The organism is Pelomonas nitida, assembly GCF_043555975.1.
GTDB lineage: Bacteria > Pseudomonadota > Gammaproteobacteria > Burkholderiales > Burkholderiaceae_C > Pelomonas > Pelomonas nitida.
In genome coordinates, this window is record NZ_JBIGIA010000006.1 from 228,938 (window position 1) to 242,158 (window position 13,221).

Annotated in this window: 13 protein-coding genes and 6 tRNA genes; 12 read left to right on the forward strand and 7 right to left on the reverse strand. The window is 65.1% G+C overall.

Annotation, left to right across the window (positions count from 1 at the left end; genetic code table 11):
• Positions 1–64: 64 nt before the first annotated feature.
• From folC to ACG00X_RS10025, 11 genes are all read left to right on the forward strand, one after another.
• On the forward strand, positions 65–1,375 hold the full coding sequence (gene folC / locus ACG00X_RS09975; protein WP_394487995.1) for a bifunctional tetrahydrofolate synthase/dihydrofolate synthase: 1,311 nt from the start codon (positions 65–67) through the stop codon (positions 1,373–1,375).
• A 112-nt stretch (positions 1,376–1,487) separates the two neighbouring features.
• Entirely contained in the window at positions 1,488–2,228 is a 741-nt protein-coding gene (locus ACG00X_RS09980) for an SPOR domain-containing protein (RefSeq protein ID WP_394488061.1), read from the forward strand.
• A gap of 6 nt (positions 2,229–2,234) precedes the next feature.
• Positions 2,235–2,771 (forward strand): CvpA family protein, encoded by a 537-nt coding sequence (locus ACG00X_RS09985; protein ID WP_394487997.1) that lies wholly within the window; start codon positions 2,235–2,237, stop codon positions 2,769–2,771.
• A gap of 93 nt (positions 2,772–2,864) precedes the next feature.
• Positions 2,865–4,376 (forward strand): amidophosphoribosyltransferase, encoded by a 1,512-nt coding sequence (gene purF / locus ACG00X_RS09990; RefSeq protein ID WP_394487998.1) that lies wholly within the window; start codon positions 2,865–2,867, stop codon positions 4,374–4,376.
• A gap of 129 nt (positions 4,377–4,505) precedes the next feature.
• Positions 4,506–5,909: a glutamate--tRNA ligase gene (gene gltX, locus ACG00X_RS09995; RefSeq protein WP_394487999.1), complete on the forward strand. Its 1,404-nt coding sequence runs from the start codon at positions 4,506–4,508 to the stop codon at positions 5,907–5,909.
• Positions 5,910–6,001: 92 nt separating this feature from the next.
• Positions 6,002–6,077, forward strand: a tRNA-Ala gene (locus tag ACG00X_RS10000).
• A 49-nt stretch (positions 6,078–6,126) separates the two neighbouring features.
• Positions 6,127–6,202 (forward strand) — tRNA-Glu (locus ACG00X_RS10005).
• Between the two features lie 52 nt (positions 6,203–6,254).
• Positions 6,255–6,331, forward strand: a tRNA-Asp gene (locus tag ACG00X_RS10010).
• A gap of 72 nt (positions 6,332–6,403) precedes the next feature.
• Positions 6,404–6,479, forward strand: a tRNA-Ala gene (locus tag ACG00X_RS10015).
• Positions 6,480–6,524: 45 nt separating this feature from the next.
• Positions 6,525–6,600 (forward strand) — tRNA-Glu (locus ACG00X_RS10020).
• A gap of 102 nt (positions 6,601–6,702) precedes the next feature.
• Positions 6,703–6,779: transfer RNA gene (locus tag ACG00X_RS10025), tRNA-Asp, on the forward strand.
• A gap of 70 nt (positions 6,780–6,849) precedes the next feature.
• Here ACG00X_RS10025 and ACG00X_RS10030 read toward each other — a convergent pair.
• The 7 genes from ACG00X_RS10030 to ACG00X_RS10060 form a co-directional block, all read right to left on the reverse strand.
• Complete coding sequence (locus ACG00X_RS10030; RefSeq protein ID WP_394488000.1) at positions 6,850–7,101, reverse strand: hypothetical protein; 252 nt, start codon at positions 7,099–7,101, stop codon at positions 6,850–6,852.
• Positions 7,102–7,261: 160 nt separating this feature from the next.
• Positions 7,262–8,770 carry a TRAP transporter large permease gene (locus ACG00X_RS10035; protein ID WP_394488063.1) on the reverse strand — a complete coding sequence of 503 codons (1,509 nt, stop codon included), beginning with the start codon at positions 8,768–8,770 and terminating at the stop codon, positions 7,262–7,264.
• Positions 8,770–9,378, reverse strand: coding sequence for a TRAP transporter small permease subunit (locus tag ACG00X_RS10040; RefSeq protein ID WP_394488001.1), 609 nt, complete (start codon positions 9,376–9,378; stop codon positions 8,770–8,772). The genes ACG00X_RS10035 and ACG00X_RS10040 overlap by 1 nt, the downstream gene beginning before the upstream one ends.
• Before the next feature lie 97 nt (positions 9,379–9,475).
• Positions 9,476–9,820 carry a TIGR01244 family sulfur transferase gene (locus ACG00X_RS10045; protein ID WP_394488002.1) on the reverse strand — a complete coding sequence of 115 codons (345 nt, stop codon included), beginning with the start codon at positions 9,818–9,820 and terminating at the stop codon, positions 9,476–9,478.
• Positions 9,821–9,831: 11 nt separating this feature from the next.
• Positions 9,832–10,278 carry a GatB/YqeY domain-containing protein gene (locus tag ACG00X_RS10050; protein ID WP_394488003.1) on the reverse strand — a complete coding sequence of 149 codons (447 nt, stop codon included), beginning with the start codon at positions 10,276–10,278 and terminating at the stop codon, positions 9,832–9,834.
• 106 nt (positions 10,279–10,384) lie between these two features.
• The gene (gene rpsU, locus ACG00X_RS10055) at positions 10,385–10,597 is read right to left on the reverse strand and encodes a 30S ribosomal protein S21 (RefSeq protein WP_012346814.1); all 213 of its coding nucleotides are present in this window, start codon (positions 10,595–10,597) and stop codon (positions 10,385–10,387) included.
• Between the two features lie 166 nt (positions 10,598–10,763).
• Positions 10,764–11,984: a BaiN/RdsA family NAD(P)/FAD-dependent oxidoreductase gene (locus ACG00X_RS10060; RefSeq protein ID WP_394488004.1), complete on the reverse strand. Its 1,221-nt coding sequence runs from the start codon at positions 11,982–11,984 to the stop codon at positions 10,764–10,766.
• 218 nt (positions 11,985–12,202) lie between these two features.
• Between ACG00X_RS10060 and ACG00X_RS10065 the strand changes: the two genes are divergently transcribed.
• A complete protein-coding gene (locus ACG00X_RS10065) occupies positions 12,203–13,210 on the forward strand; it encodes a GGDEF domain-containing protein (protein WP_394488005.1) in 1,008 nt (335 codons plus the stop codon).
• Positions 13,211–13,221: the final 11 nt, after the last annotated feature.

A 13,221-nucleotide genomic window follows, 5' to 3' on the forward strand; every position in this document is an offset into this window, starting at 1 on the left:
TAACGATGTCAACGCCCCACTGCGGCCAGGCCTAGCGCCTGGCCGTCTTGTTTTCTGAAATGCCATGACGCTTGATGACTGGCTCGCCCACTGCGAGCGCCTGCACCCCAAGACCATCGACATGACGCTGGAGCGCGTCCGGGCGGTGAAGGAGAGGCTGGGCATCGCCTTCGACTGCCCGACCGTCGTCGTCGCCGGCACCAACGGCAAAGGTTCGACCTGCGCGATGCTGGAGTCCATCGCGCTGCACGCGGGCTACCGGGTCGGGCTCTACATCAAGCCCCACCTGGTGCACTTCCAGGAGCGCTGCCGCGTCGGCGGCGCGCCGGTGGCAGCCGAGTCGCTGGAGCCGCACTTCGAGGCCGTCGAGGCGGCGCGTGGCGACATCACGCTGAGCTACTTCGAGTTCACGACGCTGGCCATCATGCGCCGGCTGCAGCACGAGCCGCTCGATCTCGTCATCCTCGAAGTCGGCCTGGGCGGCCGGCTGGATGCCGTCAACGTCGTCGACGCAGACTGCGCGGTCATCACGAGCATCGACCTCGACCACACCGAATACCTCGGCCCCGACCGCGAGAGCGTCGGCCGCGAGAAGGCCGGCATCATGCGCGCGGGCCGGCCGGTCGTCGTCAGCGACCCCCTGCCGCCGGCCTCGCTGGCGGCGCGCGCGGCCGAACTGGGCTGTGACCTGCGCCAACTGGGGCGCGACTTCACCTTCAGCGGCGACCGCACGCAATGGCAGTGGGCAGGGCGGGGCAAGCGCTACTCAGGCATGTCGTATCCGGCGCTGCGCGGTGTGAACCAGCTGCTGAATGCCTCCGGCGTGCTGGCGGCTTTCGAGGCGCTGGCCGATCGGCTGCCCATCAGCGCGCAAGCCGTGCGCACGGGCCTGGCGCTCGTCGAGTTGCCGGGGCGCTTCCAGGTGCTGGCCGGCCAGCCGGCCGTCGTGCTGGACGTGGCGCACAACCCGCATGCGGTGGCGGCGCTCGCGCAGAACCTCGACCAGATGGGCTTCTTCCCCCGCACGCATGCGGTGTTCGGCGCCATGGGCGACAAGGATCTGGCCGGCATCCTGGCCCGGATCGCGCCGCTGGTGGATGTCTGGCATTTCACCGACCTGCCCATCGCCCGGGCGGCGACCGCCGAGCAGTTGCAGGCGGCCTTCCGGGCCGCCGGGCTGAAGACGCCGCCGGACGTGACAACCCATACCCATGCCACGCCGCTCGACGCCCTGCAGGCGGCGGCAGCCGGCGCGACCACGGCCGATAGAATCCTGGTCTTCGGTTCCTTCTACACCGTGGGCGGCGTGTTGCAACAGGGCATCCCGCGTGTGACCGCCGGCGCCACCGCGCCGCAGCCTCCTACCCTCCACTGAGTCAGACGCCGCGATGGGCCTGTTTTCCTTCCTCAAGCGCGATGACGCGGCCGCTGCGGCGGCGCCCAAAAAGCCTGCCAAGACGGGAGCGAGGTCCAGTGCGGCCGACGATGTGCAGCTGTTGCGCCTGCGCGCCCGGCGCCGCCTCATCGGGGCTGCGGTGCTGGTCGCGGCGGGCATGGTGGGCTTCCCGCTGATTTTCGAGACGCAGCCGCGCCCGATCCCCGTCGATCTGCCGATCGAGATCCCGAGCAGGGATACCGCGCCGCCGCTGGCCGTGCCCGCGCGTGAGCCGCAGGCCCAGGCGCAGACCGCGCCACCGCCGGCGGCCACGCCCGTCGTGCAAGCGCCGCCGGTCGAGCCCAAGGTTGCCGAAGTGCCGGTTGAAAAGCCGGCGCAGAAGACCGAAGACAGGGCAGCGGAGCGTCTGGCCGATAAACCGGTGGAGCACACGGCGACCAGGCCAGCCGACAAGCCCCAGGACAAGCCGCCCGTCAAGGTGGCAGAAAAGCCCGCCGAGAAACCCGCCGAACGGGTCGCCGACAAGGTGGCCGAGAAACCCAAGGCGGCGTCCAACGATGGCGCCCGGGCGCTGGCCTTGCTGGAGGGCAAGGAGGCGACTGGGGTGCGCTTCATCGTTCAGGTCGGTGCGTACGGCGAGAACAAGGCGGCGCAGGACATGCGCGCCAAGGTTGAGAAGTTGGGACTCAAGACCTACGCCCAGGCCGTGGAAACGCCGGATGGCCACCGCGTGCGCGTGCGTCTGGGGCCTTTCGCCAGCCGCGACGAGGCCGAGCGCGCCGCGGCCAAGCTCAAAGGCGCGGGACTGCCCGGCTCCGTGCTCACGCTCTGACCCGCCATGGAACTGAGCTGGGTCGATCTCGCGCTGGCCGTGCTGCTGCTGCTGTCGATCGGCATCGGCCTGTGGCGCGGCCTCGTCTATGAGGTGATGTCGCTCGTGGGGTGGCTGGTGGCGTATTTCGCGGCGTCACCGCTGGCCCCTGTCGTGATCGAGCTCCTGCCAGCCTCCACCGCCGCCAAGCTCAGCTCGCTCATGTTGCATGTGCTCGCGCTGGTGTTGGCGTTCTGCTTCGTCCTCATCGTCTGGAGCCTGGCCTCGCGGCTGGTCAAGGCCCTGATCCACGCCACCCCGCTGTCCGTGCTGGACCGCCTGGGTGGCGCCGGCTTCGGCGCGCTGCGCGGCGTCTTCATCGCGCTGCTGCTGGTGCTCGTCATCGGCGCGTCACCGCTGGCGGAATCTTCTACCTGGCAGGCCTCGCGTGCCGCCCCCGTGCTGGCCCATGTGCTGCGCGACGCGGCGCCCCTGCTGCCCGAACCCGTTGCCCGTTTTGTTTCCCGCTCGATGACCCCATCTGACGCGGAATCGACTGATTAAGGACTCTCATGACACACCAGCCCCCACGCTCGCTCCGCTCGCTGCCCCCCGCGGGTGCGCGTCAGTGCCTTCGGACGGCCGGGCGTCACTGACATGTGCGGCATCGTCGGCACCCTCGCGGCATCTCCCGTCAACCAGCTCCTGTATGACGCGCTGCTGCTGTTGCAGCACCGTGGCCAGGACGCCGCCGGCATCGTCACGATGCAGGGCCCCAAGTGCTTCATGCATAAGGCCCGTGGCATGGTGCGGGACGTGTTCCGTACCCGCAACATGCGCGCGCTGCCCGGCAACATCGGTCTCGGGCAGGTGCGCTACCCCACGGCGGGCAATGCCTACAGCGAAGAGGAGGCCCAGCCCTTCTACGTGAACGCGCCGTTCGGCATCGTGCTGGTGCACAACGGCAACCTGACCAACGCGCACGCGCTGAAGGACGAGCTGTTCGACATCGACCGCCGTCACATCAACACCGAGAGCGACACCGAGGTGTTGATCAACGTGCTGGCGCACGAGCTGGAGCTGGCAGCGCGCGACCTGCCGCTGACGCCCAAGGAGATCTTCGCCGCCGTGCGCGCCGTGCAAAAGCGCATCAAGGGCAGCTACGCCGTCATCGCGCTGATCGCGGGTTATGGCCTGCTGGCCTTCCGCGACCCCTTCGGCATCCGTCCGCTGTGCTTCGGCCGCGCGGCCAACGGCGACTTCATGGTGGCGAGCGAGAGCGTCGCGCTGGAAGGCACCGGCCACCAGCTCGAGCGCGACCTGGCGCCCGGCGAGGCCTTGTTCGTCGACCTGACCGGCAAGCTGCACACCGAGCAGTGCAACGACAAGCCGTCGTTGAACCCGTGCATGTTCGAATTCGTCTACCTGGCTCGACCTGACTCCGTCATGGACGGCATCTCGGTCTACCAGGCTCGCCTCAACATGGGCGAGACGCTGGCCCAACGCGTGATCTCCACGATGCCGCCCAGCGACATCGACGTCGTCATCCCCATCCCCGAGAGCAGCCGCCCGTCGGCCATGCAGCTGGCCCACCGCATCGGCAAGCCTTACCGCGAAGGCTTCGTGAAGAACCGCTACGTCGGCCGCACCTTCATCATGCCGGGGCAGGGCGCTCGCAAGAAGAGCGTGCGCCAGAAGCTCAACGCCATCGGCGTGGAGTTCAAGAACCGCAACGTGCTGCTGGTGGATGACTCCATCGTGCGCGGCACGACCTCCAAGGAAATCGTGCAGATGGCCCGCGACGCTGGCGCCCGCAAGGTCTATCTGGCCTCGGCCGCGCCGCCGGTGCGCTTCCCCAACGTCTATGGCATCGACATGCCGACGCAAGAGGAGCTCATCGCCCACGGCCGCAGCATCGAAGAAGTGCGCCAGTACATCGGCGCCGATGCGCTGATCTACCAGGACGTCGACGCGATGAAGCGCGTCGTGGCGGCCCTGCGGCCCGACCTGGCCGGTTTCGAGGCCAGCTGTTTCGATGGCCACTATGTGACCGGTGACGTCAGCATCGAGGATTTCGCCGCCATCCGCGAACAGCGCACCTCGCAGGGCGACGAAGAGGACGCCGCCGCGCGCAGCCGCCTGGCGCTGCAGGGCGGCGGCGAGGGCTGAACCCGTGACGACCGTCGCCGGGGACCGAGGCCTTGACCCCGCTGCCCGGCGACGATGCCTCCATGACGCCCTCGGCGACGAGGGCGGGCGCCGCGCCCCGACGCGGTGCCGCTCAACCATGACGAACCGATGACCTCCCACTTCGACAAGATCCGCACCCGCATCGCACCGTCGCCGACTGGCTTCCTTCACCTCGGCACGGCGCGCACCGCGCTCTACTCCTGGGCCTATGCGCGCCACCATGGCGGCGAGTTCGTGCTGCGCATCGAGGACACCGACGTCGCCCGCTCGACGCAGGACTCGGTGGACCAGATCATTGCCGCGATGAACTGGCTGGGCCTCTCCTACGACGAGGGTCCGATCTACCAGATGCAGCGCCTGGATCGCTACCAGGCCGTCATCGACCAGCTCATCGCCGAGGGCAAGGCCTATCGCTGCTACGCGACGCCGGAAGAACTCAACGAGATGCGCGAAGCGCAGAAGGCGCGCGGCGAGAAGACGCTGTACGACCGCCGCTGGCGCCCGGCGCCCGGCAAGACACTGCCGACGCCGCCCGAAGGCGTGAAGCCAGTCGTTCGCTTCGCCAATCCGGTGGAGGGCGACGTGACCTGGAACGACCTCGTCAAGGGCCCGATCACTATCAATAACCGTGAGATCGACGACCTCATCATCGCCAGGACGGACGGCGTCCCGACGTACAACTTCGCCGTCGTCGTCGACGACTGGGACATGCGCATCAGCCACGTCTTCCGCGGCGACGAGCACGTCAACAACACACCCTGGCAGATCAATATCTTCAACGCGCTGGGCGCGCCGCTGCCGTCCTTCGGCCATCTGCCCATCATCCTGGGCGACGACGGGCTGAAGCTCTCCAAGCGGCGCGGTGCCGTCAGCGTGATGGACTACGCCGCCAATGGTTATCTGCCCGAGGGCATGCTGAACTACCTGGCCCGCCTGGGCTGGAGCCATGGCGACGACGAGCTCTTCTCGGCCGAACAGATGATCGGCTGGTTCGACGGCTCTCATCTGTCCAAGAGCCCGGCGCAGTGGGACCCGGCCAAGCTGGACTGGGTCAACGGCCATTACGTGAAGCACATCGACGAAGCGCGGCTGGCTGGCCTGGTGGTCGAGCAGCTGGCGGGCCGCGGCATCGTGGTCACGGCAGCACAGGTGCAACCCAAGATCGGGCTGTTCAAGGACCGCTGCGCCACGGTGGCAGCGCTGGCGGATTGGTTGTCGATGTACTTCGCGCCGGTGACGGCCTCTGCTGAAGACCTCTCGGCGCACGTCACCGAGGCGGTGCGCCCGGCCGTGGCGTCGCTGGCCGAGCGCCTGGCGGCACTGGGCGAATGGAACAAAGCCAACATCCAGCAGGCATTGAAGGAAACGCTGACAGCCTTCGGTTTGAAGATGCCGCAACTCGCGGTGCCGGTGCGCGTCATCGTGTGTGGCCGCGCTCAAACTCCGTCGCTGGATGCGGTGCTCGAACACTTCGAACAGAAAAAAGTTGTCGAACGCTTGCAATCGGTCTGAAATTCGTCATATACTCTTGGTCTCGCTTGAACAGCGCTGCAAACGAAGTGATTGACGAAGAAGTCGGCAACGACAGAATCGAAAATCAAAACGGGGGTATAGCTCAGCTGGGAGAGCGCTTGCATGGCATGCAAGAGGTCAGCGGTTCGATCCCGCTTACCTCCACCAAAATCTCGCAAGAGATTCAAGTGGCGCGCAGTTCAGGTAAGAAGGTTTAGTCCCCTTCGTCTAGAGGCCTAGGACACCACCCTTTCACGGTGATTACAGGGGTTCGAATCCCCTAGGGGACGCCAAGTTTGATGAGCTTGGGTATTGTTGTAATACAATATCGAATTCATCCCACGCGGAGTGGTAGTTCAGTTGGTTAGAATACCGGCCTGTCACGCCGGGGGTCGCGGGTTCGAGCCCCGTCCACTCCGCCAAGGATTCCTCAGGTTCGCCTGGGTAGTGAACGGCCCAAATTTTTGGCCGTTTGCTTTTGCAACCGGTTTTCCGGGGGTATAGCTCAGCTGGGAGAGCGCTTGCATGGCATGCAAGAGGTCAGCGGTTCGATCCCGCTTACCTCCACCAATATTTTGTGATATATTGGCGGATTGCAGTTGGTTTGTGAAATTAGTCCCCTTCGTCTAGAGGCCTAGGACACCACCCTTTCACGGTGATTACAGGGGTTCGAATCCCCTAGGGGACGCCAAATTTCTGCGTAAAGCAGTAATTTGAGAAAGTCGCTGAAAAGCGAGGCGAGTTTGATAAAGCTCGAATACTATTGAAAAATAGTATATAATTTATCCCACGCGGAGTGGTAGTTCAGTTGGTTAGAATACCGGCCTGTCACGCCGGGGGTCGCGGGTTCGAGCCCCGTCCACTCCGCCAAATTTTCAATGCGCCCAAATCAAATGATCTGGGCGCATTTTGTTTTTCAAATCCAAAAATTTCGGGCTGTTCAGGACACGCTGCGCGATGGCGCCGGCGCATTGCCTGCTTCGTCGCTGCCACCGCCGCCCTGGGCTTGTGCGTTGGCCGGGTTTCTGGGTTCCTGTGGCGTCGATGGTGTGCGTGGCGCCTCGTTTGCCGCGCGCTTGCCGCTGACGACCAGGCGGGCGAGCTTGACCACTTCACTGGCCTCGGCGGGCCAGCCGCCCACCAACAGGCACAACGACAGGGCCAACCCGATCCATCCCTTGCTTGACTGCATTTGCAACTCCAGCCTTGCGACGCTCAAGGCATTGGAAGCGCAGTGTTCACGAAGGCCCAACGCGAGGCTAGCGCGGCGCGACGAAACGCCTTTTCCGGGGCGCGAATTGCGGGTCACCTCAAGTCACCGTGCCGCCGAGGCGCGCGGGATCCCGGTAATTTCAGTGGGCTGAGGCGGGCGCGGAGGCTGCGTCGGGTTGAAACGGGCGATCGGCATCGACGGGCTCGATGCTGTTTGCTTTGTCGTGCGCATCCATTTGTTGCAGCAGCTCGGTTGCTTCATTCAGATTGACCGCCTTTTCCTTGTCGAGGAAAGTGGTCACGGTCTGGGGGAAGAAGATGACGACGGCGACCAGGATCAACTGCATGCCGACCCAGGGAATGGAGCCCAGATAGATGTCGCTGGATTCCACCTTTCTAGGCAGCGAACCATTCTTGAACAGCGTGTCGGAGATGCCGCGCAGATAGAACAGCGCGAAGCCGAACGGCGGATGCATGAAGCTCGTCTGCATATTCACGCACAGCATCACACCGAACCAGACCAGATCGATCCCCATCTTGTCGGCCACCGGGCCCAGCAGCGGCAGGATGATGAAGGCGATTTCGAAGAAGTCGAGAAAGAACGCCAGGAAAAAAATGAACAGGTTGACGACGATGAGGAAGCCAACCTGTCCGCCGGGTAGGTCGCTGAGCAGATGCTCGATCCAGCGGCCGCCTTCAACGCCCTGGAAGACCAGCGAAAACGTGCGCGAGCCGATCAGGATGAACACCACCATGGCGGTGATGCGCATCGTGTTCAGCATGGTTTCCCTGACCAGAGGCCAGTTCAGTCGCCGATGCAGTGCCGCCAGAACGAAGGCGCCTACTGCGCCCATCGCGCCGGCCTCGGTCGGTGTGCAGATCGCGACGTTGATGCCTGGCAGTCCGCCCATGGAGCCCAGGACGGCGAAGATCAGCACGGCTGATGGCACGATGCCGCGCAGGCATTTGCGCCACAGAGCCCATCCCTGCAGCGTGCGCGCCTCCTTGGGCACGCCGGGCACGTGGTGGGGTTTGAGGCGGCTGAGCGCAAACGTATAGAGCGCAAAGATCAGCACCTGCAGGATCGACGGCCCCCAGGCGCCCTTGTACATGTCGCCCACTGGTCGGCCGAGCTGGTCGGCAAGCACCACCAGCACGAGCGAGGGCGGCACCAGTTGCGTGATGGTGCCCGATGCGGCCAGCACGCCGGTGGCATAGCGCATGTTGTAGCCGTAGCGCATCATGACCGGCAGCGAAATCATCGCCATCGCGATGACCTGACCTGCCACCGTGCCTGTGATGGCGCCGAGGATGAAGCCCACGATGATCACCGAATAACCCAGGCCGCCGCGTACGGGTCCGAACAACTGGCCCATCGAGTCCAGCATGTCTTCGGCGAGCCCGCAGCGCTCCAGCAGCGAGCCCATCAGCGTGAAGAACGGGATGGCCAGCAGCAGGTCGTTGGACAGGATGCCGAACACGTTGGAGGGCAGGGCGCTCATGAACGCCTGTGGGAACCAGCCCTGCTGCACGGCGAAGAAGCCGCAGGCGAGACCCAGTGCCGCCAGCGAAAAGGCAACGGGGAAGCCGATCAGCATGATCAGGATCAGGCCGGCGAACATCAGCGGCGGGAAGGCCTCCATGGCGATCATTGGAGAGGCCTCTCGTAGTGCGTGTCCATCTCGTGGCGGTGCGCCAGCCAGGCCACACGCTTGATGACTTCGGCCAGGCCTTGCAGGGTGACCAGCGCAAAACCCAGCGGCAGCATCAGCACCGCCGGCCAGCGGATCAGGCCACCGGCGTTGCTGGACATTTCGCCGCTCGTCAGCAGTTTGCGCAGATAGCCGGCGGCGCCAAGGCTGTCGATGGAATCGGTCGCGCTCATGCCTGTGCTCAACTTGACGATGAACAGATCCCAGGAGAGCCAGGTCAGGTACGCCATCACGGGGAGCAGAAATGCCAACAGGCCGAACAGATCCACGCAAACCTTGCCGTGGCCGGAGAGTCGGCTGTAGATGATGTCCACGCGAACATGTTCATTGAGCCGCAGGACCTGGGCCGCGCCCAGCATCACGCAGGCGGCGAACAGATACCACTGGATCTCCAGGAACGCGTTGGAGCTGTAGTCCAGCCCGTAACGAATCGCGGCGTTGGCGGCGCTGATGAAGCAGGACAGCAGCACGGCCCACGCCGCCAGCCTGCCGAAGCGGTCGTTGAGGTTGTCGATGCACCTCGCCAGGGAGAGCAGGGCGTTCATGAGCTGGCCGCAGAAACGCAAACGGCCGCCAATGTAGCGACCGTTTGAGGGGGAACGGCTTCGTGGAGCCGTCGCTGCGGGTAAGTCCCGGCCGGGTTCAGCCCAGTTGCTGAGCCTGCATGAACAGCCGTGCCGAGCGTGAGCCCGAGCGGCAGAACACGAGCAGCGGCCGCGGCAGCTCTTCGAGCAGCCGTGCGAAGGCCTCGATTTCCGCCGGGGACTGGTAGCCCCCCGCGACGGGCAGATGCCGGTACTGAAGCCCCGCAGCCTCTGCGGCAGCCTGGATGTCTGCCGAGGTTGGCTGGCCGGGGCCGTGTTCGAAATCGGGGCGGTTATTGATGACGCTGCGAAACCCCATCGCAGCGGCCTCGGCCATCGATTCGGGCGCCAGCTGCGGTGCCGCGCAGATGTCGGGTGCCAGGGAGTGCAATGGCAGGCTCATGGCCGGGTTCCTTACTTGGACAGTGCCGCCTTGACGGCAGCGGAGACGGCGCTCATTTCCGCGATGCCGCCGAGCGCGGCCTTGGCGGCTGCCATGACCTTGCCCATGTCGGCCGGGCCGCTGGCGCCGAGTTCGGCCACGATGGTAGCGACCTTCTCGGCCACCGCTTCGGCGGACAGGCGCTCGGGCAGATAAGTCTGCAGCACGGCGAGTTCGGCACTTTCCTTGGCGACGAGGTCGTCCCGGCCGGCAGCCGTGAACTGGCTGATCGAATCCTTGCGCTGCTTGATCAACTTGTCGACGATGGCCACGAGGGCTGCGTCGTCGACGACGATGCGCTCGTCAACTTCCTTTTGCTTGACGGCGGCCAGCAGGCCTCGGATGGTCAGCAGACGGTCGCTTTCCTTGGCGCGCATCGCGGCCTTCATGTCTTCGGTGATGCGGTCTTTGAGGCTCATGGGAATTCCGGTTCTAAAAGACAAAAACCCGCGACAGCGTCCTGTGGCGGGTTTTGGGGTTCACCGGAGCCGCGCTGAACAGGGCTCCGGATCGCGTCAGAAGCTATCAGTACAGCTTCTTGGGCAGCTGCATGCTGCGCACGCGCTTGTAGTGACGCTTGACGGCCGCGGCCTTCTTGCGCTTGCGCTCGGCGGTGGGCTTTTCGTAGAACTCGCGGGCGCGCAGCTCAGTCAGCAGGCCCAGCTTTTCGATGGTGCGCTTGAAGCGACGCAGAGCGACGTCGAACGGCTCGTTTTCCTTGACGCGGATGGTGGTCATGTATTTCCTTCAAATTGCGCTCGGTGTTCGCGGCTAAGTTTCAGCAGCAGGTTCCGGATTACTGCTTCTCTTGGGTCTTCTTCGAGAAGTGCAGCGAATCGACGCGCGGGTTTGCCAGCAAAGCCGAGGATTGTAGCCTGGAAATCAAGCGCTCGCCAAGAATCTCTCAACCCTGTTGAGGAGACTGCGCCAAAGCCTGGGCGCAAGCCGCTGCGCTCGCCCACGCCCAGTGGAAGTTGTAGCCCCCCAGCCAGCCGGTGACATCGACCACTTCGCCGATGAAATAAAGCCCGGGCACACGCTTGCTTTCCAGCGTCTGTGAGCTGAGGTCGCGGGTGCTGACGCCGCCGCGCATGACTTCGGCCTTGCGCCAGCCCTCGTCCCCAGTGGGTGTCAGCGGCCAGTCGTGAACGCTTCGACCCAAGCGCTGCAGATCGGCGTCGCGGCATTCCGCCAGCGGACGCGCCGCGTCCAGCGCGGCGCGCGCGAGCCAGGCCGCCGCCAGTCGTTGCGGCAGGCGGCTGCCGAACTCCGTACCGAGCTGTCGGCGCGAACTGGCCTTGGCTTCGACGAGATCTCGATCCAGTGTCAGGTCCGGGGCGAGGTTGATCTGCAGCGGTTGATCGTTCGCCGTGCGATAGCTCGAAATCTGCAGGATGGCCGGGCCGCTCAGGCCGCGATGCGTGAACAGCAGGTCTTCCAGAAACCTTGCGCGGGCCTTGCCGCTGCCGGTGCTGACCTCGACGGGCAGCGAGAGGCCGGCGAGGTCGGCGAAGGGCGCCCAGCGGTCTGCATCGAAGGTCAGCGGCACCAGCGCCGGGCGTGGCTCGACGATGGTGTGCTCGAAGCGCTTGGCCAGACGCAGGCCCCAGTCGCTGGCGCCAATCTTGGGTACCGGAAGGCCGCCGGTTGCGACGACGACGCTGCGGGCCTGCACGGCCCCCTGGGACGTGTCCAGATCGAAGCCTCCACCGGTCAGCGGGCGGACGTCGGCCACCGTGCACGGCTGCCAGCGCGTCACGCCCCCGGTTGCGCATTCATCGACCAACATCTGGATGATTCGCTCGCTGGAGTCATCGCAGAACAACTGGCCCTTGTGCTTTTCGTGGAAGGCGATGCCATGTCGCTGCACTAGCTTGATGAAGTCCTGCGGCGTGAAGCGCGCCAGGGCGGAGCGACAGAACGCCGGGTTCTCGGACAGGAAATTGTTGGGTCCGACGTCGCGATTCGTGAAATTGCACCGACCTCCGCCGGAGATGCGAATCTTCTCGGCCAGGCGTGAGGCATGGTCTATCAGCAATACGCGCAGGCCACGTTGACCGGCCTGCGCCGCGCAGAAAAGGCCGGCGGCACCTGCGCCGATGACCACCACGTCAAAACCCTGCATAAGCCTCCCTCGATTGGGGCCGCATTCTCGCGGGTTGCGGGGTTGAAACTCGGTAGGATGCGCGCCACGTCATGCAGCGGGCTTCTAGGGGGGAGGCCCGATTCGTGGGGTGAGCCGCCCTTGATGGCAGCTCTGGCGCGCCACTACATTCCGTTGAAACCTTACCAGCCTGGTTCCCTGCCGATGGCGCCTGATCGCGATCGCATCAGAACGATTCCATGGACATGACCGCCGATTCTTCCGCGACGCAGCCTGGCAGCCTGGCGCAGTGGCTCGCCGGCCATGCAACGCTGGGCGGCGATGCATTGCTCGGACTCGTCGCCCTGATCGAGCCGCTTGGCAGTCAGGCAGCCATCAAATCCGCTGTGAATGGGCGTTACGTTTTTGCCACTTCGGGGCTGGTGCAGATGTTCGGGCGCGACTCGGTCGTTGGCCACACGGACGCCGAGTTGCTCAAGCCCGACGAGGCCACCGCGTTGCGCCGGGTCGAACAGACGGTGATGGCCCAGCGCGCGCCGGTGGTGTCGGAGCACAAGCTGGACATCAGCGGGCGTCGCCGCGAATTCAGCGTCACGCGTCTGGCACTGGGGCAGGAGTTTTTGCTGTCCGTCTGGCATGAGCGCACGGAAGAGCGCCATCGCGAGGCACATCTGCAGCGGGCACTCGCGCAGATCGAGCAGCAGCAGAGTGCGCTTGAGCAGGTGCGGCGCGAACTGCAGCAGGGCTCTGGCCGGGACGACGTCTCCGGCCTCTATCAGCGCCCGCAGTTCGATGACCAGTTGCTCCGCGAGATCGACCTGTCCTCCCGTGAGCACCGTGAATTCGCCCTCGTCGTGATTGCGCTGGATGCCTCGCCGGGTGAGGCGGGCGTCAGCGAGGAAGTCCAGCAGCGGCTCCTGGAAGGTATCGGGCGCATGCTGCGGGCCAACACCCGTGCGATGGACTGTGCGTGTCGCATCGGCGCCCAGCGGTTTGCGGTGCTGTTGTCAGGCGTTGGCCTGGCGACGGCGCATGCGCGTATGGAGCAACTGCGCCGGCAGAGCGCTGCCCAGATCGTCGTGCTGAACGGCCAGGACCTCGGCTTGTCGATCTCGATGGGCGTGTCCAGCTTCCCGCATACGGCGTCCACGCAGGACGAGCTGATGCAGGCCAGTGAAAACGCTGTACTGGAGGCCCAGCGTCGCGGGGGCAACCAGGTCGTGCTGGCGTCCATTGCGTTTGGTTGAGCCGTTCTGTT

Coding starts and splice junctions, on each gene's coding strand:
- ACG00X_RS10060 (WP_394488004.1), bottom strand. CDS start 11,984: ATGCAGGGTTTTGACGTGGTGGTCATCGGCGCAGGTGCCGCCGGCCTT.
- ACG00X_RS10050 (WP_394488003.1), bottom strand. CDS start 10,278: ATGAGCCTCAAAGACCGCATCACCGAAGACATGAAGGCCGCGATGCGC.
- ACG00X_RS10040 (WP_394488001.1), bottom strand. CDS start 9,378: ATGAACGCCCTGCTCTCCCTGGCGAGGTGCATCGACAACCTCAACGAC.
- purF (WP_394487998.1), top strand. CDS start 2,865: ATGTGCGGCATCGTCGGCACCCTCGCGGCATCTCCCGTCAACCAGCTC.
- ACG00X_RS10045 (WP_394488002.1), bottom strand. CDS start 9,820: ATGAGCCTGCCATTGCACTCCCTGGCACCCGACATCTGCGCGGCACCG.
- ACG00X_RS10030 (WP_394488000.1), bottom strand. CDS start 7,101: ATGCAGTCAAGCAAGGGATGGATCGGGTTGGCCCTGTCGTTGTGCCTG.
- ACG00X_RS10065 (WP_394488005.1), top strand. CDS start 12,203: ATGGACATGACCGCCGATTCTTCCGCGACGCAGCCTGGCAGCCTGGCG.
- rpsU (WP_012346814.1), bottom strand. CDS start 10,597: ATGACCACCATCCGCGTCAAGGAAAACGAGCCGTTCGACGTCGCTCTG.
- gltX (WP_394487999.1), top strand. CDS start 4,506: ATGACCTCCCACTTCGACAAGATCCGCACCCGCATCGCACCGTCGCCG.
- folC (WP_394487995.1), top strand. CDS start 65: ATGACGCTTGATGACTGGCTCGCCCACTGCGAGCGCCTGCACCCCAAG.
- ACG00X_RS09985 (WP_394487997.1), top strand. CDS start 2,235: ATGGAACTGAGCTGGGTCGATCTCGCGCTGGCCGTGCTGCTGCTGCTG.